Raw genomic sequence first — 18963 nt, 5'->3', positions numbered from 1 at the left:
CTTCAGCTCATCCTCAACTCAGGAGTCTTCGGAGATCCGGCGGACCCAGCGTCGGGGTGGCTTCCTGCCCTGAAATTGGGAAGACAGCCTGCTGCGGATACTCCGTATTCGGACCTGAGTTCCACAACTTTAGTGCCCCGCAAACCGGCCCGGCAGTAGCTCAGCCGCGATTTCCCGCGCCTCCCCAGTGACCTCGGGATCGAAGGTGATGTGTTGCCCACCGACCCGGCCAGTGAACTCCCGCAATGGCCGCAGCGATGTGATGATCTTCTTCAACGACTCCCCAGTCGCGGCCTGCATGAACCTCGTTACGGCCAACGCGGTGAACACCACCGTCAGGTGCGCCTCGATTGCGTCCCTGGTGCGGTGGAAGATCGGCCTGGCTCGTAGGTCCGTCTTCGACATGCGAAAAGACTGCTCTACATGCCACAGGTCGTGATAGCTACCGATGACTTCAGCGGCTGGCATGGTCCCGGCGGGAATGTTCGTCACGTAGCCTTTGAATCCTGTCAGCTTCATCGCCCGCTCATACGTCTTCTCGTCGAAGGTTTTCTCTTCGTCGGTGACCTTGACGAACCGGGCCTTCTTCGCCGGCTTGTCACCGTCGATGATTGCCAGTGCCCGGTTGCGCCGGTACTGCCACACCACCCGCCACGCGTCCGGATGTTCCTGAGCCGACCACACGGGTTCGCGTCTGACCTTCACCCGATCCGGGTCGAGTCGCTTTGTCAAGTCCCGGTTTTTGTGGAGGATGAACGGTCGTTCAGTGATCAGGCAGCATCGGCAAGCACTTCGTTGTCCTCGAAGTACTCGGCTTCAACCTCGGCCGGAGTACGGTACCCCAGCATCGAATGCAGGCGCTCCGTGTTGAACCAGTGCACCCACTGGGCGGTCGCGACCTCAACATCGTCGAGGCCCGCGAACGGCCCCTCGAGGAAGACGAGCTCAGCCTTGTACAAGGAGTTCAGCGCCTCAGCCATCGCATTATCGTAAGAATCGCCCTTGGACCCGACCGACGCTACCGCACCAGCCTCCTCAAGAGCCTTCGCGTAGCGCACCGCACGATATTGGGCGGATTCAACTGGTCGTTGCAACACTTTGAGAGAAAGGACGACCATGGGACGACCAGCAGGGTGGCTGAAGGGGCTGACAGGCAGGAACCCGATGATCTCACCAGGAGCCCCGAAGAGCAGGCGCAGTGTCGAGCGCCAGTTCTGGAAAGAGGTCGCAATCGGTGCCTCCTCAGAGGATGCTGGTGCCGCGGTTGGAGTGTCGCAGGCTGTCGGGGCGCGGTGGTTCCGCCAAGGTGGTGGTATGGCAACGATCACACTCGTCGAGCCCGGTGGCCGGTATCTGTCCTTCGTTGAGCGCGAGGAAATCGCGTTGCTACGTACTCAGAACGTAGGTGTTCGCGAGATCGCGAGGAGACTCGGCCGTGACGCCTCGACAGTCTCGCGCGAACTGCGCCGCAATGCAGCAACTCGGGCCGGGAAGCTACACTATCGGGCATCCGTCGCGCAGTGGAAGTCTGAGCTGATGGCGCGTCGACCGAAGACCGCAAAGCTGGTGAAGAACCCCCGATTGCGCGCCTATGTTCAGGAGCATCTCGATGGTCATGTGTGTCTACCAGACGGTACCGTGGTTGCCGGGCCGGCGGTCGCGGCTTGGAAGGGCCGGAACAAGCCCCATCGTGGAGACCGGGCTTGGTCGATCGCGTGGAGTCCGGAACAGATCTCGCAACGGTTGAAGCTCGAGTTCCCCGATGATGGTGCTATGCGAATCAGTCACGAAGCGATCTACCAGGCGCTCTACATCGAGGGCCGCGGCGCACTCAAGCGAGAGCTCGTCGCTGCGTTGAGGACCGGGAGGTCTCTGCGTAAACCCAGAGCCAGGGCCCAGAGCAAACCTCAGGGGCATGTCACCGCTGATGTGGTCATTTCCCAGCGGCCGGCCGAGGCCGCTGACAGGGCTGTGCCTGGGCATTGGGAGGGTGACCTCATCATCGGCACGAACCGTTCGGCCATCGGCACGCTCGTCGAGCGCAAGTCGCGCTCGACGCTGCTGGTGCACCTACCCAGGCTCGACGGGTACGGACAACAACCACGGATCAAGAACGGGCCGGCACTAGCCGGGTATGGGGCCCAGGCGATGGCGACAGCGTTGACGAAGTCGATGACGTGCCTGCCGCAGCAGTTGCGGAAGACGATCACGTGGGACCGGGGCAAGGAGCTATCAGACCATGCTCGGTTCGCGGTCGATACCGGCACGAAAGTGTTCTTCGCGGATCCGCATTCGCCGTGGCAGAGACCGACGAATGAAAACACAAACGGAGTGCTGCGGCAATACTTCCCGAAAGGCACAGACCTGTCGAGGTGGGAAGCCCAAGAGCTCGAGGCTGTCGCTTACTCGCTGAACAATCGGCCACGGAAAGTCCTCGGTTGGAAAACCCCAGCCGAAGTCTTTGCCGAGCAGCTAGAATCGATTGAAAGTACCGGTGTTGCAACCACCGATTGAATCCGCCTTGAACCCCGCGGTCCGAATGGTGGGTGAGTCCTTCAACACCTTGACCAGCCCGTTGACGTGCGAATATACCCATGTTCAGAGCGTCAAGAGCCAGGTCGGTGAACATCCTCGACGATGCCTTCCACCCCACGATCATCCGGGAGAACACATCGAGGACGAATGCGACGTAAACGAACCCGGAATCCGTGGGCACGTAGGTGAGATCGGCGACCCACAACTGGTTCGGCGCAACTGCAGTGAAGTTTCGTTTCACGAGGTCAGACGGTCTCTTCGTTTCCGGTGCGGGCCGTGTCGTGCGCGGGTACTTTCCGCGGACGAGACCGCGGACACCGAGTTCCTGGCACAGTCTCTCGACGGTGCATCGGGCCACTGGGTCGAAGGTGCGGTTCAGCTCGGCGTGGATCTTACGAATTCCGTACACGCGTTTCCTCGGATGGGCGTGAATGGTCATGATTCTCTCTTTCAGGACAGCGTCGCGGGCAGCGCGAGCGCTGATGGGGCGCTGTTTGAACGCATAGTACGACGATGGGGCGATCGGCAGTCCCAGATCGTGTTTGAGGACCTGGACGATCGGTTCGAGTCCCCACCGTTGCCGGTGCTCATCGCAGAACGCGACGATCACTTCTGTAGGCGGTCGAACTCCGCTTTGCCGAAAAACGCTGTTGCAGCTTTGAGGATTTCGTTGGAGCGGCGCAGCTCACGGTTCTCCTTCTCCAGCCGGCGGATCCGGCCTTCAGCGTCTTCGCGCTCTGGCGGAATGTCGGCGGCTTCGGCCTTGCGGACCCAGGTACGCAGGGCTTCCTTTCCGACGCCAGTCTGTTCAGCGATGCGCGCAATGGCCCCGTTGCGGGTGTCGGCGTCGCGGCGGGCGTCGAGGGCAAGGCGGGTGGCTCGGTCGCGGAGCTCGTCGGGATATTTGGAGGTCGCCATGGTTGTTGTTTGGTCCTTTCGGGATTCGTGGCTTGGTCTCCATTAAACCTTGATCCACCGATCTGCTTGATGTCCGGGGGCTCAGTCGAATTTGAGCTCGGACGCGATGAGTGGGCAGGAGGTAGTGTCCCGGTCTCTCACCGGTCTTTTCCACACTGAGCTTCCCGGAGGCTCCTCCATAACTCCGGTCTCGGGCCCTCTTCCAAAGGGCGAATTGGTCAGGTCGACACTGTCCGGGGTGGTCCCAACGCCGATTGCCAGAGTCGTGAGAACTCCGTCGCCCACGGCCAGGCTCTCGGCAGATGCAGGATCAGTTTCCTGGCCCGGTGAGCGATCCGGGCCGGGATACCGATGATGCGTGTTCGCAGCGTCTGGGCGCGTGCTTTGCTCATTCGCCCGCCGACAATTCCGGCAACAGTGCGCAGTAAGTTGTGAGTGATCGCTGCGATCGTGAGCCAGGCGGCGTTAGCGTTGAACACCCTGGAGGGCATATGCGCCAGGGCACCATTCTTCAGCTCCGCATTGATCTGCTCGATAATCGCGTGTCTGCGATGGATTTGATCAGCGGCGACAGTGTCGAAACGATCCTGATCGACGGTAGTGAAGAACGCGTGGTACCGGAATAGATCGAACAAAGCGTCTTGTCCGGCAGCGCGTTTGGTTTCGCCCAGTTCCGGGATGCGGCGGACCACAAGACGGCCCGTAGCCTGCAGCGCTTTCTTCTTTGAGGTGAACGCGGTGAACGGGATCTCAGCGACTTCGGCCTTCGAAATCCAGGCCCCGGAATCTTCGTCGTAGATCGCTTCGGGGTATTCGATGCCGGTCCAGGATTCATCGTTGATCATTCCGATCGCTGCTTTGACTCTTTTGTCCATGCGCACGGTGATCGACACATCGGCCCTGTTGTCGTGGGCGGCTTTGACTACGCCTGATGAGTAGTATGCCGAATCAGCGCGCACCAATACCGAAGTGCCAGAGTTGATTCGGGTTGTGGTGGCCAGAGCGTCGGAGACGAATTTGTCAGCACCTCGGGCTGAGGAGGTTGAGCCTTTGCGCAAGCGTTGACCGACGATGATTTGGCCGGAACTGGCAGTCGATGCGGTCGCCAATAGTGCGTTGAGTCCGCGACTGCCTTGGTAGCCGAACCCGGCTCCCTGCTTCGACGCGGAGTGAACGTCGATGACGGTGTCGTCGACATCGACGAACACCATCGCTTGTTCAGTGTCTTCGCTGGCTGGCAGCAGCGGTGTGTGCTCGTTGAGGTTGGACAGGAAACGGGAGGAGATCGCGTCGAGTTGTCTGACATGGCCGAAGGTGAACGAGCGGAGAAACGAGCCCAGAGTCGAAGGGGCGTAAACGCGGTCGAAGAGATGCTTCATGCCGCCGTGGCGGAGGATGTTCATGTCATCGATCGAGTCGGCCCCGGCAGCCATTCCTGCAACCAGTGTGGCCAGTTTCGGTGCCGGGTTCGCGCCTTTGTCAGCCCCGGTGGTGGTCACGGTCAGACGGTCTTCGGCGAGGACTGGCAGGCCGGCCTTCTGGGCCAGTGCCATGATCGGAACCAGCCCGGTGGTCGCGGTGAGGTTCTCATCGTCGAAGGAATGGGACACAGCCGTGGGTGTGTGGTTGAATAGCGGCTCTTCATAAATAGGGCGGTGCAGAGGACCTTGACCGCGGGGCGAAAGAGTACGGGACCTTGGATGCAATGATGTAGGTATTCAAGACTCCATCACGACCCAAGGCCCCTCGTGTACAACTTTACCCCGCCCTGCCTCGACACCACACTCTCCCTGACTGGTCTCGGGCTCACCGCGATCGGACAACACCACACCGGCAGGCACCTGACTGTGCTGTGCCTGCTCACCAGCCAAGACGATTCCTGCCCCGACTGCCAGCAGCGCGGACTCGTGCGGGCAACGAGGATCCGCAAACTCATCCATCCACCCATCGGGCTGACATCGGTGACGCTGGCTATTCGTATCCGGACCTTCACCTGCTCCAGCTGCCACCAACGGTGGTCCCAAACGCCGACGCGGGCCTGTGTGGGCCGGTCGAAGCTGTCCCGTACTGCCCGTTTATGGGCGCTGAAGTCGGTCGTCATCGACAAGATGAGCATCCACGTCATCGCGAAGAACCTTGCCACCTCGTGGAACACCGTCTGTACTGCGGTCCTCGACCTCGGCCGCAAGCTCCTCATCGCCGATGCCTCCCGGCTTGATGGTGTGTCCACGATCGGCGTCGATGAGCACTGCTGGTCCCATCGCGGCGTCGACCGGTGGGTGACTGTCATCGTTGATCTCACGTCCCAGCCGGCACGTTTGCTCGACATCGTCCCCGGCCGCTCGGCTGAGGCCTTCGGCGACTGGCTGCGAAGCCAACCCGATGACTTCCAAAATGGTATCGAGCACGTCGCGATGGATGCCTTCGCCGGCTACAAGAAAGCCGCCACCGACGCCCTGCCGGAAGCCACGACGGTCATGGACCCGTTCCATGTTGTCGCTCTTGTCGGAACGAAACTTGATGAGACCAGGAGGCGGCTGCAGACCGAGATCCATGGACGTCGGGGCCGGACTGGTGATGATCTGTACGGGATTCGAAAAACGATCCGCACCAGGGTTGGGCTCCTGACTGACAAGCAGAAACACCGGCTCAACAGTGTCTTCGCCGCTGACAACCATGCTGCTTTGGTGGTGTGTTGGCAGTTCTACCAAGACACGATCAAGGCCTATGCCGCCTCGCCGAAGAAGGGCAAGGCGGTCATGGCCAAGCTCATCGACACACTGGCATCAACGATCCCGGATGAGCTGAAGGAGCTACGCAGCCTGCGGACGACTTTCCAGCGCAGGCGGGCCGATATTCTGGCGTATTTTGATCATCCGGGAACCTCGAATGGGCCTACTGAGGCGTTGAATGGAAGGCTGGAGCATCTGCGCGGTATCGCGTTGGGGTTCCGCAACCGGAGCAACTACCTCATTCGGTCGTTACTCCATGCCGGTGGAATGGACAGGCTCCTACAGCCCTATTTATGAAGAGCCGCTTAACGGCGGCGAATTTCAATAGTTTAATTAGGATTGTATTTATATGTGGCCTTGTCGTGGCTTCGGTGCGTTGTGAATCACGGATGAACAATGTTTGAATTCCGCGGTAACGAAAGGCGTGATAACGTCTCACGAAAATTTTGACTTGTGCTTAGCCTTGATCCACCGTCCGGGGCTTCCTGGCGCAGCACTGTCAATGTAGTTGATGTGTGGTCGTCAGCGGGCATGGCAAAGGACCAGCCCACTCGTCTGGTACTTCCACTGACTGTTTCCTCATCGGGCCCTGCAGGGCGACTCGTGCATGGTCTCAACTCCTGCTTACGGACTCGATGCCGTCGCCCATAACCGCGACCACTGGGCCTGCCATGGCCACGATCTCGGGAGATGAATAATCAGCTTCCGTCCTGTGCTGGCCAGCCGTGCCGGAATCGCAATAATCTTTCTCAGCAGAGTCTGCATTCGCACCATTCCCATCCCCGCGGCTCGGGCGGCAGCCCGAGCAAGATTGAACGCGATGACGGCGTAGGCGAGCCAGGCCTGGTTGGCCACAAACTTCCCCGACGGCATATGCGCCAACGGTCCCTGCTTGAGTTCAGCGATGACTTGCTCGACGATCGCGTGACCGCGATGCCGCCGATCAGCCTCCACCGTCGACAGGTCACTGTTGGTGATGAATGCGTGATGCCGCCACGTGGCAAACAGTGCTTCCTGCGAGTCGGGTTTGACCTTGACTCTGCGCACCACCAGTCGACACTTCACTCGCTCATTCTTCGGACGAGACGCGAACGCGGTGAACGAGCCCACTTCGGCGACTTCGGCGTCAGAGACCCATTGGCCGGTCTCGTCGTCATAGATCGCTTGCGGGTAGGAAATCGGGCTCATCGTAATTGAGAGTGTAGAACCGGTCTGAAGCCACCGGACTCGAGCAGACACCTCGCGATGTAATGCGTGAGGTTGCGGAATCCCAGCGCGGACCCGCGTAGATGCTCGAGTCTGCCGTTGATCGCTTCAGTGGGACCGTTCGACGTTCGCGGTCGGGTGAAGAATGCGAGCACATCAGCAGCTCGACGCTTCAACGTTCGTCCTAACCGTTTGAGCTCGACAAGTTCGGATGGCAGATTCGTTGTCAGGGCGTCGATGACCGTTTGCAAGAGTCTCTTGCCCTCTTTGCGGTACGTGGTTCGGTAAGCGCTGACAATGTCTTGGTAGACGGCCCAGGTGACTTCGACTTCGGTGAAGTTCGGGTCAGCGAAGAGGTTCGCGATTCTTTCCTGCTGCTTGGTCGTGAGTAAGCTGCTGCCCGTGTGAAGAGTTCTTCTTGCCCGGTACAACGGGTCCTTTGCTCGTCCGCGATGGCCGGTTGTCTCCTGCTGAACTCGGCGACGTACCTCGTCGAGGGCATCACCGGCGAGTTTGACGACGTGGAAGGGGTCCATGACTTCGACAGCGTCGGGCAGCTCCTCAGCTGAGGCTGTTTTGAAGCCGGAGAATCCGTCCATCGCGACGACGTCGATGCCCTCACGCCATTCTTTCGGTCGGTCTTTCAACCCTTGTTTGAACACCTGCTTCGAACGGCCAGCCACCATGTCGAGCAGACGTGCCGAGCCTGTTCCCTCGCTGATCGGGGTGAGGTCGATGATGACGGTGACGTACTTGTCACCACGCCGGGTGTGCCGCCATACATGCTCGTCGACACCAATGACGCTGACCCCGTCGAAACGGGTCGGGTCGTTGATCAACAACCGCTGACCTTCGGCGAGGACGGCAGAGTTCGCGGTGTGCCAGGACACGGCGAGTTTCGCAGCGATGACGGACACGGTGTCGTGATCGATGACGAGGGCACGCAGCGCCCAGTCGAGGCCGGTTCGAGAGATCTTCGCTCGTGGTGGTGCCGCAGCTGTGGTGTCTTGACGCCAGACGCGGCCGCACTCGACGCATTTGTAGCGGCGGAGGCGAATGTGAAGCGTGGTTGGTCGGTGGCCGAAAGGTTCGTGGGCCAGCTGGCGGACGACGGTATCGCGAACGATCCCGTGGCCACCGCACCGTCGGCACCAGTCATCAGCAGTGTTTGGACGGCATTCCAGGATGGCCTTGTGCCCGGTGATGTGCTGGCCGATACAGGTCAGATCGAGGGTGTCGAGTCGGCAGAATGTCGTAAGGTCAGGGGTCGAGAAAGTAGGCTTGGCCACGTCGAGGTCTTTCGGATGGACTGTGTGAGAACTTCCATCATCGGAAGACCTCGACGTCTATCCGCGCAGCGACGCGCCGTGTCCTGGAATCACCGATCTACACTCTCTTTTACGAAGAGCCACTAATAACCGGCAATGGCTGACGCCTCTGCTTGGCTGCTTGCCGCCCGACGAGCAGCCGGCCGGGCACAAATGCTCAACGCAGGCACCTCCGGCCAGCGGGTACGAATCCCCCAGCGGTTGCGAATCCCCCAGCAAAGCTTACGCCCAGCCGACGACCAGCCGGGCCGCCTCGGCGGGAAGCATCGGGTCCACCCCGGTCAGATCGGCGAACCGACGCAGGCGGTTGGCCACGGTATTGCGGTGACAGAACAGTTCGGCCGCACTCGCCCCGATGCTGCCCGAGCGCAGGTAGGTGTGCACGGCCTCGACGAGGCGCTCGCGTTCGGCCGCACCGCAGCCGGCGAGCGCCCGTTCGACATCGGTGACGATCGAGTTCCCCGCCGCATTGAGCGCCTGAGCCGCCAACCGGGCCCACCCGCGTTCCCAGGTCATCGCCCCCACCTCGTCGCGGGTGAGGACCTGCGCCAGATCGCGGGCGGTCAGCGCCGACCTGCGCAGGGACCCGATTCCGGCGGCATTGACCAGGCCCACCCGCACCTCGGCGAGGCGACGTTCGGTCGTCTCCAACCGTGGGCCCGAGAGCTCGGATGACCGAGTGAAGGCGACGAGGGCATCGCCGAGGTGGTGCGTGAACATGGTCCCGCCCGCGCGCTCATGGTCGGACACGAGAACCCGCAGCGCCGAGGTGTCCTCACCGCGTGCGGCCACGACGAGCAGCGGATCGTCCGGATCGAGCCCCAACGCCGAGGCGATCGTGGACAGGCGTTCGTCCGTCGGGTTGAGATCGTCGAACAGCCCCGCAATGAGGCCCTGCCTGACCGAGGACTCCTCCTCGCGCATGCGCTGCTGCTCCGCCGTGTAGGCCTGCTGGACCTGGGAGACGTATTCGTCGACGGTGGAGAGCACGATCCCGGTGTGCCGGATGACGAGTTCCGCGTCGTCCTGCGTCGCGACCCTGGTCAGAGCCTCCCACAGGACGTTGAAGTCGTGCCGGATCGCTGTCATCAGTGCTTCGAGTGGGATGCCTGCGCGAGCTCGGGAGACACCGACCTCCGTGGACACCGCGACGCGGCCGTCGAAGCCACCGGCGCGCAGACCCTCGACGAGTGACTGGAACGAGACGTGTCCGGTCCGCTTCAGCTCGGAGATGGGAATCGGGGCGGGATCGTAGCCGGGGACCGTGACAACTCGGGACAGGAATCGATCGGTGAGCTGGTCGAGGTCGAGGGCGTCGAGGAGTTCGATCCACCGCCGACGGTCCCCCGGCAGCGGCTGATCCTTGAGCTGTCTCTCGTGTGTTGGCGACATGGATCCAGACTAGACGCAGAACACTGTGCAGATGCACAACGGAAGACGGAGAATCCGGGGCGAAAGTTTCTCGAAATCGTGCGATCTCACTCTGTAGTGTTCTAAGTTACAGGTTGTCTGCCCAGCCTCGTCTGCCCAGCCGACGGCAAGGCGTTCACTCGTCGGCAGATTGCCCCACACATCCAGCCCTGCACTCGATGGAGAGAAACATGAGCACCAACGACCCCACAGCGGCGTCCGAATACACTGCAACCAAGGAACTCAGCGTCAAGGATGCCAACAAGGTGGCGCTCGGCGCTCTGCTCGGCACTGCGCTCGAGTGGTACGACTTCTTCCTCTTCAGCGCTGCTGCGGCGCTGATCTTCAACGTCCAGTACTTCACCAGCGAGAACGCCACTGCCGCGGCGCTGGCATCCTTTGCGACCTTCGGCGTCGGACTCGCCGCTCGGCCCATCGGCGGACTCATCTTCGGTCGCATCGGCGATAAGGTCGGCCGCCGCCGGGTCCTCATGGTCACGATCGTGGGCATCGGCGTCGTCACCGGACTCATCGGCGCCCTGCCGACCTATCAGGCGATCGGCTTCGCAGCACCCGCTCTGCTGGTGCTCCTGCGCATTCTGCAGGGTCTGTTCGTCGGTGGTGAGTGGTCGGGGGCAATGACGCTCGTCGTCGAGAACGCCCCACTTCACCTGCGTGCGCGTTATGCCGCGATTCCCCAGATCGGTTCGCCCATCGGCACGATCCTGTCCTCGGGCGGCTTCTTCGTCATGACACTGCTGCTGTCGCAGGACAGCTTCAACTCCTGGGGCTGGCGCATCCCGTTCCTCATCGCCATCCCACTTCTCCTCGTCGCCGTCTACATCCGCAGCCGCCTCGAGGAATCCCCGGTGTTCCGTCAGCTCGAGGAGTCCGATGAACTCGAGAAGAGCCCGATCAGCACCACCTTCCGCGACAGCTGGAAGCAGATCATCGTCGGCATGGCCGCAGCCCTTCTGGGCGTCGGCGGCTTCTACCTCGTCACCGCGTTCTGCGTCTGGTACGGCGTCAACATCCTCGGCTACGACGACTCACTCATGCTGCTGGGCAGCATGGTTGCGGCCTTCGCGGAGATCTTCATCCTCGTCTGGGGTGGATTCCTCGGTGGCAAGTACGGGGCCAGCAAGGTCATCCTGTGGGGTGGTGTCGCCTCGGCGGTGGTGTCGGTGCCGGCCTTCCTCTTGTTCACCTCCGGCCAGCCCGTGCTCGTCGTCATCGCCATGACCCTGGCGGTCGGCACGCTGTCCCTGCCCTACGCCGCATCGGGAACCGTGATGACCGGACTGTTCCCGGCCAGCACGCGCTACACGGGCGTCGCCATGTCGCAGAACGTTGCCGGCATGCTCTCCGGTTTCATCCCGCTGCTCGCCACCGGGTTCGTCGCGTCGGCAGGCGACCACTGGTGGCCGGCCGCTGCGATGCTCGCCTTCCTGTCCCTGTTCACGGCCTTCGCCGGCGCGATCGCGCCACGTCTGAGCGTCGACCTGCCCGGCTTCAAGCACTGAGCCGGCCCCACCACCTGCACCCATCATCACGGAAGGAGCCACGCGCATGTCCCGCTCGGCCGGTCACCTCATCGTCAATACCCTGGAGAACGCCGGAATCGAGCGGGTCTACGCAGTGCCCGGCGAGTCCTACCTCGACGTCCTCGACGGACTCTACGACTCCTCGATCGAGACCATCGTGTGCCGTCAGGAGGGTGGGGCCGGGTTCATGGCCCTGTCCGAGTCGCGCCTGACCGGCAGCCCCGGAATCGCCATGGTCACCCGTGGACCGGGTGCCGCGAACGCGATGATCTCCGTGCACACCTCGTACCAGGACGCCACCGCCCTCGTCCTCTTCGTCGGACTCGTGCCCATCGCCGATCGTGCTCGGGAGTCGTTCCAGGAGTTCAGCCTGCCCGAATGGTTCTCCTCGACCGCGAAGAAGGTCATCATCGTCGACGACGAGCACCGTGCCGGCGACCTCACCGCCGATGCTCTCCGGATCGCAGCCTCAGGTCGGCCCGGGCCAGTCGTCGTGGGTCTGCCCGAGGACGTTCTCGTCCGCATGACCGAGGCACCGGACACGCGGCCTGCACCGATCGCCGAGCCCCAGCCCTCGGCAGCTGATCTTGAGTTGCTGACCACGCGCATCGGCAATGCCGCGAAGCCGGCCTTCGTCCTCGGGGGCGATGGCTGGCACGAGGGCCACGGTCGGGCGCTGCTCGACCTGGCCGCCTCGGCGGGGGTTCCGGTCTTCTGCGACTGGCGCGCCTACGACGCCGTGCCCCACACTGGGCCCGCGTGGGCCGGCTGGTTGGGATACGGCCGCGCCGAGGCGGTCGCCGCCGGCTACGGTGACGCCGACCTCCTCGTGTTCATCGGTGCCACCCGATCCGATGTCGCCAGCGACGGTTACACGCGTGGCTTCGACGCCGAAACCGTCGTCGTCGGCCTCCACCCGGAGGCGACCCAGCATGCCGGGCGCATCGACCAGCAGATCCTGGCCTCCCCACGCAGCTTCGTCACGGCGCTGACTTCGGCAACGCACTCGACGTCTGCCTCGACGTCTGCTGCGATCGATGCCGCGACAATGCGCGGTGTCCGCGATGATGCGTGGATGGAATCGCGCTCGGCCGTGCAGTCCCAGGTTGCCGCACACCGGCCCGACGCCGAGGTGGCCGGGGCCGTCCCCCGAACCGGCGTCGATCTCGGGGTGGCGTTCGGGATCCTCGACGACCGCCTCGGCGGACAAGCCGTGCTCACCTACGGGGCGGGCAATGCCACGATCTGGAGCCACCGGTTCATCCGTCACCTGAAGCCGGCTAGCCTCGTCGGTGCGCGCAACGGCGCCATGGGTCTTGCCGTGCCCGGTGCGGTCGCGGCCTCACTCGTCTTCCCGGAGCGTCGTGCGGTTGCGGTCTGCGGCGATGGCGACTTTCTCATGAACGGTCAGGAGCTGGCCACGGCCTTCGCCCACGGGGCGAAGCCGCTGGTCATCGTCGTCGACAACGGCGTGTACGGCACGATCGTCCAACACCAGGTCAACCACTATCCGGGCCGGCCGTCAGGCACCCGGATGGTCAACCCCGACTTCGCGACGTGGATGTCGGCCTTCGACGGTCACGGCGAACGCGTCGAGAAGACCGAAGACTTCGAGGCCGCGCTCGACCGCGCTCTGGCCACGGACGGCCCGGCACTCGTCCACGTGCTCATTGACTCCGATCTCATGCCGCCGGCTGCCGACGAGATCGCGGTCTGAGACCACGTGCCCGCACCATCCCACCGACCGACACCGGAGGTCCCGGCGCCGCACCCCTGCAAATCCCCCAGCCTCTCCGGAAGGACGAACCCATGACCGAGACACCCGCCTCACCAGCCGACCGCGCTTCGCAGGCACCCGCAACACAGACCGACCGTGACGACGAATTCCTCGCCGACTGGTCCGTGCATTCGCGCTTCGGAGCCGTCGAGGGCACGAACGGAGTCGACCGGCAGGCGGCGAGCGCGGCCGATGGCCAGCAGCGCAAATGGTTAGCCGAACTGTTGGAGAGGCATGGTTTCAGTGTCCACCGGGATGCCATCGGCAATCAGTTCGGGTTGCTCGAGCTCGTTCCCGGCGCCCCCTACGTGCTGACCGGATCGCACATGGATTCGCAGCCCACGGCCGGACGCTTCGACGGCGCCTACGGTGTCATGTCCTCGGCCCACGCCTGCTTCGCCGTCGCCGATGAGCTGCGGGCCGACCCGGCGAAGGCCAAGTACAACCTCGCCGTCATCAACTGGTTCAACGAAGAGGGCTCGCGCTTCAAACCCTCGATGATGGGCAGCAACGTCTTCACCGGCAAGGCCGAGCTCGAGGCGGCACTGGCCACGACCGACCCGCAGGGTGTCACCGTAGCCGAGGCGCTCGATGCAGTCGGTGAACGCGGGGACTTCACCGCGCCGGAGATCGCCGCCTATGCCGAGATCCACGTCCAGCAGGGCCGCAGCATGGAGGAGAACGAGGTCACGATCGGCCTCGTCAACGCCACGTGGGCCGCGCATAAGTACGAATTCCGCGTCACCGGGGAGCAGGCCCACAGCGGCTCGACCCTGATGAGCGACCGTCGCGATGCTCTCCTGGGTGCGGCACGTCTGGTCGTCGCCGCCCGTGAACTCGTCGACGAGTTCGACGCGGGTGCCCTGCACACCGCCTGCGGTGAGCTCAACGTCTATCCCAACTCCCCCGTCGTCGTCGCGAGCGAGGTCGGCCTGCTCCTCGACCTGCGCTCCCCCAGCGCCGAGGTGATCGCCGCCGCCCACGATTCCCTCATGTCCACGGTCGCACAGGTCCGTGAGGAGGTCGGCGTCGACATCGAGATCGTCGCCGAACACAGCTGGGATCAGAACCCGTACTCCGAGGACGGGGTCGAGCTGGCACGATCAGCGGCCGAGGACCTGGGACTCACCTCGGCGCGGGTGATGACCGTGGCCGGCCACGACTCGACGAACATGAAGGACACCGTGCCCACGGTGATGCTCTTCGTGCCCAGCGTCGGCGGGGTCTCCCACAGCCTGCAGGAATTCACGAAGGATGAGGACCTCGTCTCCGGACTGCACCATCTCACCGAGGTGGTGCGCCGGCTGGCTGGTGGGGCGCTGGGGTGAGCTGAACTCGCCCGTCAATCGATCGGCTCGACGTCCTGGTTCTCGTCGACGAGTTCTTCGGCCAGCGTCTCCCACTTGTCGTAGGCGTCGGGGTGTCCTGAGCCTTGGACGGCCTGGGCCGCGGCGCCGGGGTCCATCGTCTCCCACCCCGCGATCTGGAGCAGGCCCGGATTCGGGCAGAGTGGATTGACTCCGTAGAAGGACTTCGAGGCGTACACCGAATCGGTGATCTGTTCGTGGGTCCCCCAACCGTATGACGGCCGCTGTTGGAACAAGCCGGCCGAATCCTTGTCGCCGCCGTCGAGATTGCGCAGGCTCGACTCCTGCAGGGCTGTCATGACGGCGATCTTCTGAGCCTGCTCCGAGAGATCAGAGCCCGTGCCGACAGCGATGATGGTGCGTGCGTTGTCGATCTGGACTTGCGTAAGCTGGCTGGTGTCCTGGGTGCTGGTGACTTCACCGCCGTCAGGGGCCTTGCTTGTAGGAGGAAGGGTCTCCGCGGGCACTGCGGTCGCAGCAGACGCGCCACCGGCGAGGAGGCCTGCGGAAAGAGTTGTCACCGCTAATGCTCGTGCGAGGTTCATCGGGTCTGATTCTCCTGGTGTCTGGCGTAAAGAACAAGGATAGTTGACTCGAGCGAACGGCGTGACCGGATTCCATTCAGCTGAGAAACACACGATCAGCTGAGAAGCACACGACCGCCTATTTTCGCCGCTCACGCGTCTTCTTGCGCGCTCATGGTCCAGCCTCTCGAAGGGACAATGTCTCCTGCAACGAATACGACATCAACGGGAGTTGAATTGTGGTGATCCTGCCGCGTGTCGAACTCGCATCGCAGCCCCCGGCGAGGTCATGAGGACCGACGGCCGAAAGAAGTAATCTTGCTCCATGGACTCGATGCTGCCCAAGGATGCTGCACGAGCTGTCGGATCGTATCTGCGCAGCGCCGATCGACTGCTGCCGGGTGCACTCACCGCGTGCGCAGTCAGCGGTTCCATCGCCCTGGGCGCCCATCGTCCGGGCCGCAGCGATAATCGATCTCGTCGCCGTCCTCAGCGATGAGTGGAGGCAGCGCAGCGGACTCATGGCACGCCTGCGGATCTTGCAGCTCTCCCAGCTGCCTCGCCTGACCGTGCGTGCCACACGCGGAATGGGCTTCAGCGCATGCTGCAACACCGTGTTCGTATGGGAGTCCGAGCTCGCACGACCGGTGACCGAGATCCGACCGGTCGCCTCACACGTCGGGGAGGTCTACGATTCTTACGGTGCCTTCGACGTCAATCCGGTGATCTGGAAGGAACTCGTCGACGGCGGCATCTCTATGCGCGGCGAGGACGTCTCCGATTGGGGTCTCGACCCACAGCCCGGTGCGCTTAGAAATTGGGTGGCGGATAATCTTCGCGAATACTGGGCTCCGCTTGCCAGGAGTGTAAGCAGTGGGAAACGGAGGCTGACCGCCAGTGGTGTGGAATGGTGTCTACTCGGACCGGCCCGCATGCATCACACGCTTCTGACCGGGGAGATCATCGGCAAAGAGGTCGCCGGGCGCCATGCACTCGAGACATTTCCCGAGTACGCCCGCATTGTCGCGATCGCTCTCGCCCATCTACGTGGCGCCGCGATACCGACAAGCCCGCCTCGTGGGCAGTGGCGCAACCAGACGGCACGGGCGATGCAGGCGATCATCGCCGAGTCCCTGGCGAACGACCTCCCGTAAGGTGCCCGAGAGCCGGGCCAGACGTTGTCAGCAGCCGAGCCGTATCCTCAACTCAATCGATGTCGTCGACGTCCTGGTTGTTCTCGACGAGCTGCTCGGCCAGCGGTTCCCACTTCGCGTATTCGTCGGGGTAGGCCGAGGCCTGCACGTCCTGGGCGGCTTCACCCGGGTCGATGCTCTCCCAGTTGTCGATCTGGGTGAGGCCCGGGTTGGGGCTGTCGGGATTGACTCCATAGAACGACTTCGAGGCAAAGACGGGATCCGTCACCTGTTCGAGCGATCCCCATTTCATTGAGGGGCGCTGCTGGAACGCTCCGGCTGAGTCGCGGTCCCCGCCGTCGAGATCCTGCAGGCTCGACTCCTGCAGTGCGGTCATCACGGCGATCTTCTGTGCCTTCTCCGACAGTTCCGCGCCCTTGCCGACGCCGATGATGGTGCGTGCATTGTCGATCTGCTCGGAGCTGAGCTCGTCCGGATCGTCGATGCCCACGGCCGTGCCGTCACCCTGGTCCTGACCGGGGCCCGAGGCGGTTTCGCCCGGCTGGTCGACGGCCCCTGTGATCGGATCTGCCGAGGCCGAGGTTGCCGCAGCCAGGGAGAGACCCCCTGCGATGACGGCAGCGGACAGTGCAGTCACCGCAAATGTGCGCACGCTTTTCATCAGTTCTCACTTTCCTGTTGGATCGGCGAGCGGCCCGGACGGCGTCCTGCCTTGGTTCGGCACACGTCTGTCTCCTGTCGTCTGCACAGGGGGTGTTCCGGAAATCGCCTTACACCACACTGGCGGACACAAGAAGGCGGTTCAATGCAGAGAGGCTCATAGGTGGCTTACTCTCGCCGCAACGAATCGGTGAGGATTCGTGAGCATATGTTCAGAATTCCATGGGTGCCCCGCGGCCCTATGCGCCGCCCGTACGGGCTCGTGACCTGGGTCTCGATCCGCCCATCGGGTCACTCGCAGGCGTGAGTCAGACTCCATTCAGGCGACGGGTCAATTGCCCGGACCCGGCTCTTTGAGGACGACCGCTTCCCCGATCGCCCCGTCAATCGAACAGCTCAAGCTTCGGAACTCCCTCAAAGATGGCGTCGCCGGACAACAGAGGGAAATCTTTGGCTATGGCACACGAGGCAACCCACCGATCTGCGGTGTGAATCTTCCCGTGCAGCGGGTGACCATTCTGCCGGCAGTCAGCGAACAACTGAGCGTGCTCCTCGACTACGTCGTTGTCGACATACACCGTCGGGGTCTTATCAAGAATTCTGTAGAGCGCCCCATACGCGTGCCGCTCCAATTCTGCAGCAATGTCTCTTGGACTGCTTCCGCTCTGGTTTGAAATGAGATCGCTGCGCGCCGCCCGAGCAACATCTCCCTCCACTCAGCCACCGCTGCATCGTCAGCCTTCCTCTACAAGAGTCGTACAACAAATACTCTGCTGAAGACATCAGTATCAATGAGGACAGGTGGGGAACGCTCATCCGAGTGCTGCCTCAAGATACGCGTTGGCTTCTTCTTCCGAAAGGGCAATCCCACCATCGAAATCAGGCCCAGGGGCAGAGGCCAAAATCTCCTCCGCCCCAACCACTGAATCGGCCCCGGACAGGTCGGGATCATCGGCAACTGCCTTCACCACTGCGTCCTCCAGCGAGGACACCTGCCCGTCACGCCCGAACTGCGGAGCTCCAGTGGCGACGACAGTCTGATCAAGCAATTGTCCCAGTTCGGCATCGTCTTCCACCCGCGGCAGTGAAATCTGATGCCCGACAGAATCTTCCAAGGAATAGCGGTGTGTGTTGCGGTTCGCCACGTACAACCGCCCTATGAAATGCATCGATTCTGGTCTCACCGAGAAAACGGCTCCCCATACCGACAGATCGACTTCAGACGTCTTGAACTCGCACACCTTGCCGCCATCGGCTGAAAATTCGACCGCTGGAGCCGCAGACCGCAGAGCCGTTGCCAAATTCCGAGTCGCCGTTGCCAACGAATCAGACACCCATTCTGGTCGAGACTCGTCAGCCAGTGAACGCACCAGAGTGGAGAACCGCTCATCAAATGCTTGTTCCTCGGGAACACTGAAATCGAGGCCACCGATCACACCCGACCTGTGCATGTGCACTACTGTGCTGCCTTTTCCCAAGCCGATCGTAAGCCTCGATACCTGACCAGTTCGCTTTGGAATTCTGCCGCGTTCGTCAGCGTCGGTTTCGACTCGAGCAATCTTGGTCGCCACCTCTTTGAGGCTGCCGACAAGCGCGAGCAGAGTGTCAGCATCGAGTTCTCCAGCTGGTGCTTCAGCGCCCAGAAGATGGAAGTCGAATTGAGTAGTCATCGTGATCGCCCCAATCACAGCTCGCACAGTTCCGCTGAGGCATCTCCATTGTGCCTCAGCGGTGTTCGTAGGTTTCGATGATCTCACACACCACGGACACGAGAAATCCCCTGGCCATACATCGTTGGATGGAACAGA

At 62.6% G+C, this 18963-nt stretch carries 16 protein-coding genes, 2 pseudogenes and 1 other annotated feature; of the genes and pseudogenes, 6 read left to right on the top strand and 12 right to left on the bottom strand.

Annotation, left to right across the window (positions count from 1 at the left end; translation table 11 throughout):
- Window positions 1–129: 129 nt before the first annotated feature.
- Window positions 130–726, bottom strand: a pseudogene (locus BLT92_RS10060) (IS1634 family transposase); the annotation flags it as partial.
- A 44-nt stretch (window positions 727–770) separates the two neighbouring features.
- Entirely contained in the window at window positions 771–1118 is a 348-nt protein-coding gene (locus BLT92_RS21040; protein WP_092105322.1) for an integrase core domain-containing protein, read from the bottom strand.
- Here BLT92_RS21040 and BLT92_RS10050 point away from each other — a divergent pair.
- Window positions 1117–2514 carry an IS30 family transposase gene (locus tag BLT92_RS10050; protein WP_092105320.1) on the top strand — a complete coding sequence of 466 codons (1398 nt, stop codon included), beginning with the start codon at window positions 1117–1119 and terminating at the stop codon, window positions 2512–2514. The genes BLT92_RS21040 and BLT92_RS10050 overlap by 2 nt on opposite strands.
- Window positions 2515–2551: 37 nt before the next feature.
- On the opposite strand, the pseudogene BLT92_RS21260 reads toward BLT92_RS10050, so the two are convergent.
- The 3 genes and pseudogenes from BLT92_RS21260 to BLT92_RS10035 form a co-directional block, all read right to left on the bottom strand.
- A pseudogene (locus BLT92_RS21260) lies at window positions 2552–3145 on the bottom strand (IS3 family transposase); the annotation flags it as partial.
- Window positions 3052–3184: a sequence feature (AL1L pseudoknot), on the bottom strand. Its footprint overlaps the pseudogene before it by 94 nt.
- Entirely contained in the window at window positions 3142–3453 is a 312-nt protein-coding gene (locus tag BLT92_RS10040) for a transposase (RefSeq protein ID WP_092105318.1), read from the bottom strand. It overlaps the preceding feature by 43 nt. The pseudogene BLT92_RS21260 and the gene BLT92_RS10040, both read right to left, overlap by 4 nt.
- Before the next feature lie 218 nt (window positions 3454–3671).
- The gene (locus BLT92_RS10035) at window positions 3672–5063 is read right to left on the bottom strand and encodes an IS1380 family transposase (protein WP_092105316.1); all 1392 of its coding nucleotides are present in this window, start codon (window positions 5061–5063) and stop codon (window positions 3672–3674) included.
- A 138-nt stretch (window positions 5064–5201) separates the two neighbouring features.
- Between BLT92_RS10035 and BLT92_RS10030 the strand changes: the two genes are divergently transcribed.
- Window positions 5202–6482: an ISL3 family transposase gene (locus tag BLT92_RS10030; RefSeq protein WP_092105315.1), complete on the top strand. Its 1281-nt coding sequence runs from the start codon at window positions 5202–5204 to the stop codon at window positions 6480–6482.
- A gap of 327 nt (window positions 6483–6809) precedes the next feature.
- Here the strand turns inward: BLT92_RS10030 and BLT92_RS10025 are convergent, their stop codons facing one another.
- The 3 genes from BLT92_RS10025 to BLT92_RS10015 form a co-directional block, all read right to left on the bottom strand.
- Window positions 6810–7373 carry a transposase gene (locus BLT92_RS10025; RefSeq protein WP_092105313.1) on the bottom strand — a complete coding sequence of 188 codons (564 nt, stop codon included), beginning with the start codon at window positions 7371–7373 and terminating at the stop codon, window positions 6810–6812.
- Window positions 7370–8680: an ISL3 family transposase gene (locus BLT92_RS10020; RefSeq protein ID WP_092105311.1), complete on the bottom strand. Its 1311-nt coding sequence runs from the start codon at window positions 8678–8680 to the stop codon at window positions 7370–7372. The genes BLT92_RS10025 and BLT92_RS10020 overlap by 4 nt, the downstream gene beginning before the upstream one ends.
- A gap of 261 nt (window positions 8681–8941) precedes the next feature.
- Complete coding sequence (locus BLT92_RS10015) at window positions 8942–10111, bottom strand: PucR family transcriptional regulator (RefSeq protein ID WP_092105309.1); 1170 nt, start codon at window positions 10109–10111, stop codon at window positions 8942–8944.
- 209 nt (window positions 10112–10320) lie between these two features.
- On the opposite strand from BLT92_RS10015, the gene BLT92_RS10010 reads away from it, so the two are divergent.
- From BLT92_RS10010 to BLT92_RS10000, 3 genes are all read left to right on the top strand, one after another.
- Entirely contained in the window at window positions 10321–11652 is a 1332-nt protein-coding gene (locus BLT92_RS10010) for an MFS transporter (RefSeq protein WP_092105307.1), read from the top strand.
- Window positions 11653–11698: 46 nt separating this feature from the next.
- A complete protein-coding gene (locus BLT92_RS10005) occupies window positions 11699–13390 on the top strand; it encodes a thiamine pyrophosphate-dependent enzyme (protein WP_092105305.1) in 1692 nt (563 codons plus the stop codon).
- A gap of 92 nt (window positions 13391–13482) precedes the next feature.
- A complete protein-coding gene (locus tag BLT92_RS10000; protein WP_092105303.1) occupies window positions 13483–14778 on the top strand; it encodes a M20 family metallo-hydrolase in 1296 nt (431 codons plus the stop codon).
- 14 nt (window positions 14779–14792) lie between these two features.
- On the opposite strand, the gene BLT92_RS09995 is transcribed toward BLT92_RS10000, so the two are convergent.
- Window positions 14793–15362, bottom strand: a complete 570-nt coding sequence (locus BLT92_RS09995; protein ID WP_092105301.1) for a hypothetical protein — start codon at window positions 15360–15362, stop codon at window positions 14793–14795.
- A gap of 380 nt (window positions 15363–15742) precedes the next feature.
- On the opposite strand from BLT92_RS09995, the gene BLT92_RS09990 reads away from it, so the two are divergent.
- Window positions 15743–16495 carry a DUF4111 domain-containing protein gene (locus tag BLT92_RS09990; RefSeq protein WP_197679698.1) on the top strand — a complete coding sequence of 251 codons (753 nt, stop codon included), beginning with the start codon at window positions 15743–15745 and terminating at the stop codon, window positions 16493–16495.
- Window positions 16496–16547: 52 nt separating this feature from the next.
- Here BLT92_RS09990 and BLT92_RS09985 read toward each other — a convergent pair whose 3' ends face one another.
- The 3 genes from BLT92_RS09985 to BLT92_RS09975 form a co-directional block, all read right to left on the bottom strand.
- Complete coding sequence (locus BLT92_RS09985) at window positions 16548–17156, bottom strand: hypothetical protein (protein WP_092105299.1); 609 nt, start codon at window positions 17154–17156, stop codon at window positions 16548–16550.
- 382 nt (window positions 17157–17538) lie between these two features.
- Window positions 17539–17871: a PIN domain-containing protein gene (locus BLT92_RS09980; RefSeq protein WP_197679697.1), complete on the bottom strand. Its 333-nt coding sequence runs from the start codon at window positions 17869–17871 to the stop codon at window positions 17539–17541.
- Between the two features lie 96 nt (window positions 17872–17967).
- On the bottom strand, window positions 17968–18825 hold the full coding sequence (locus BLT92_RS09975; RefSeq protein WP_157691410.1) for a hypothetical protein: 858 nt from the start codon (window positions 18823–18825) through the stop codon (window positions 17968–17970).
- Between the last annotated feature and the right edge of the window lie 138 nt (window positions 18826–18963).

The organism is Brevibacterium picturae, assembly GCF_900105045.1.
Classification (GTDB): Bacteria; Actinomycetota; Actinomycetes; order Actinomycetales; family Brevibacteriaceae; genus Brevibacterium; species Brevibacterium picturae.
The sequence above is the reverse complement of the archived record's forward strand: the minus strand, read 5'-3'. Positions and strand labels throughout refer to the sequence as shown.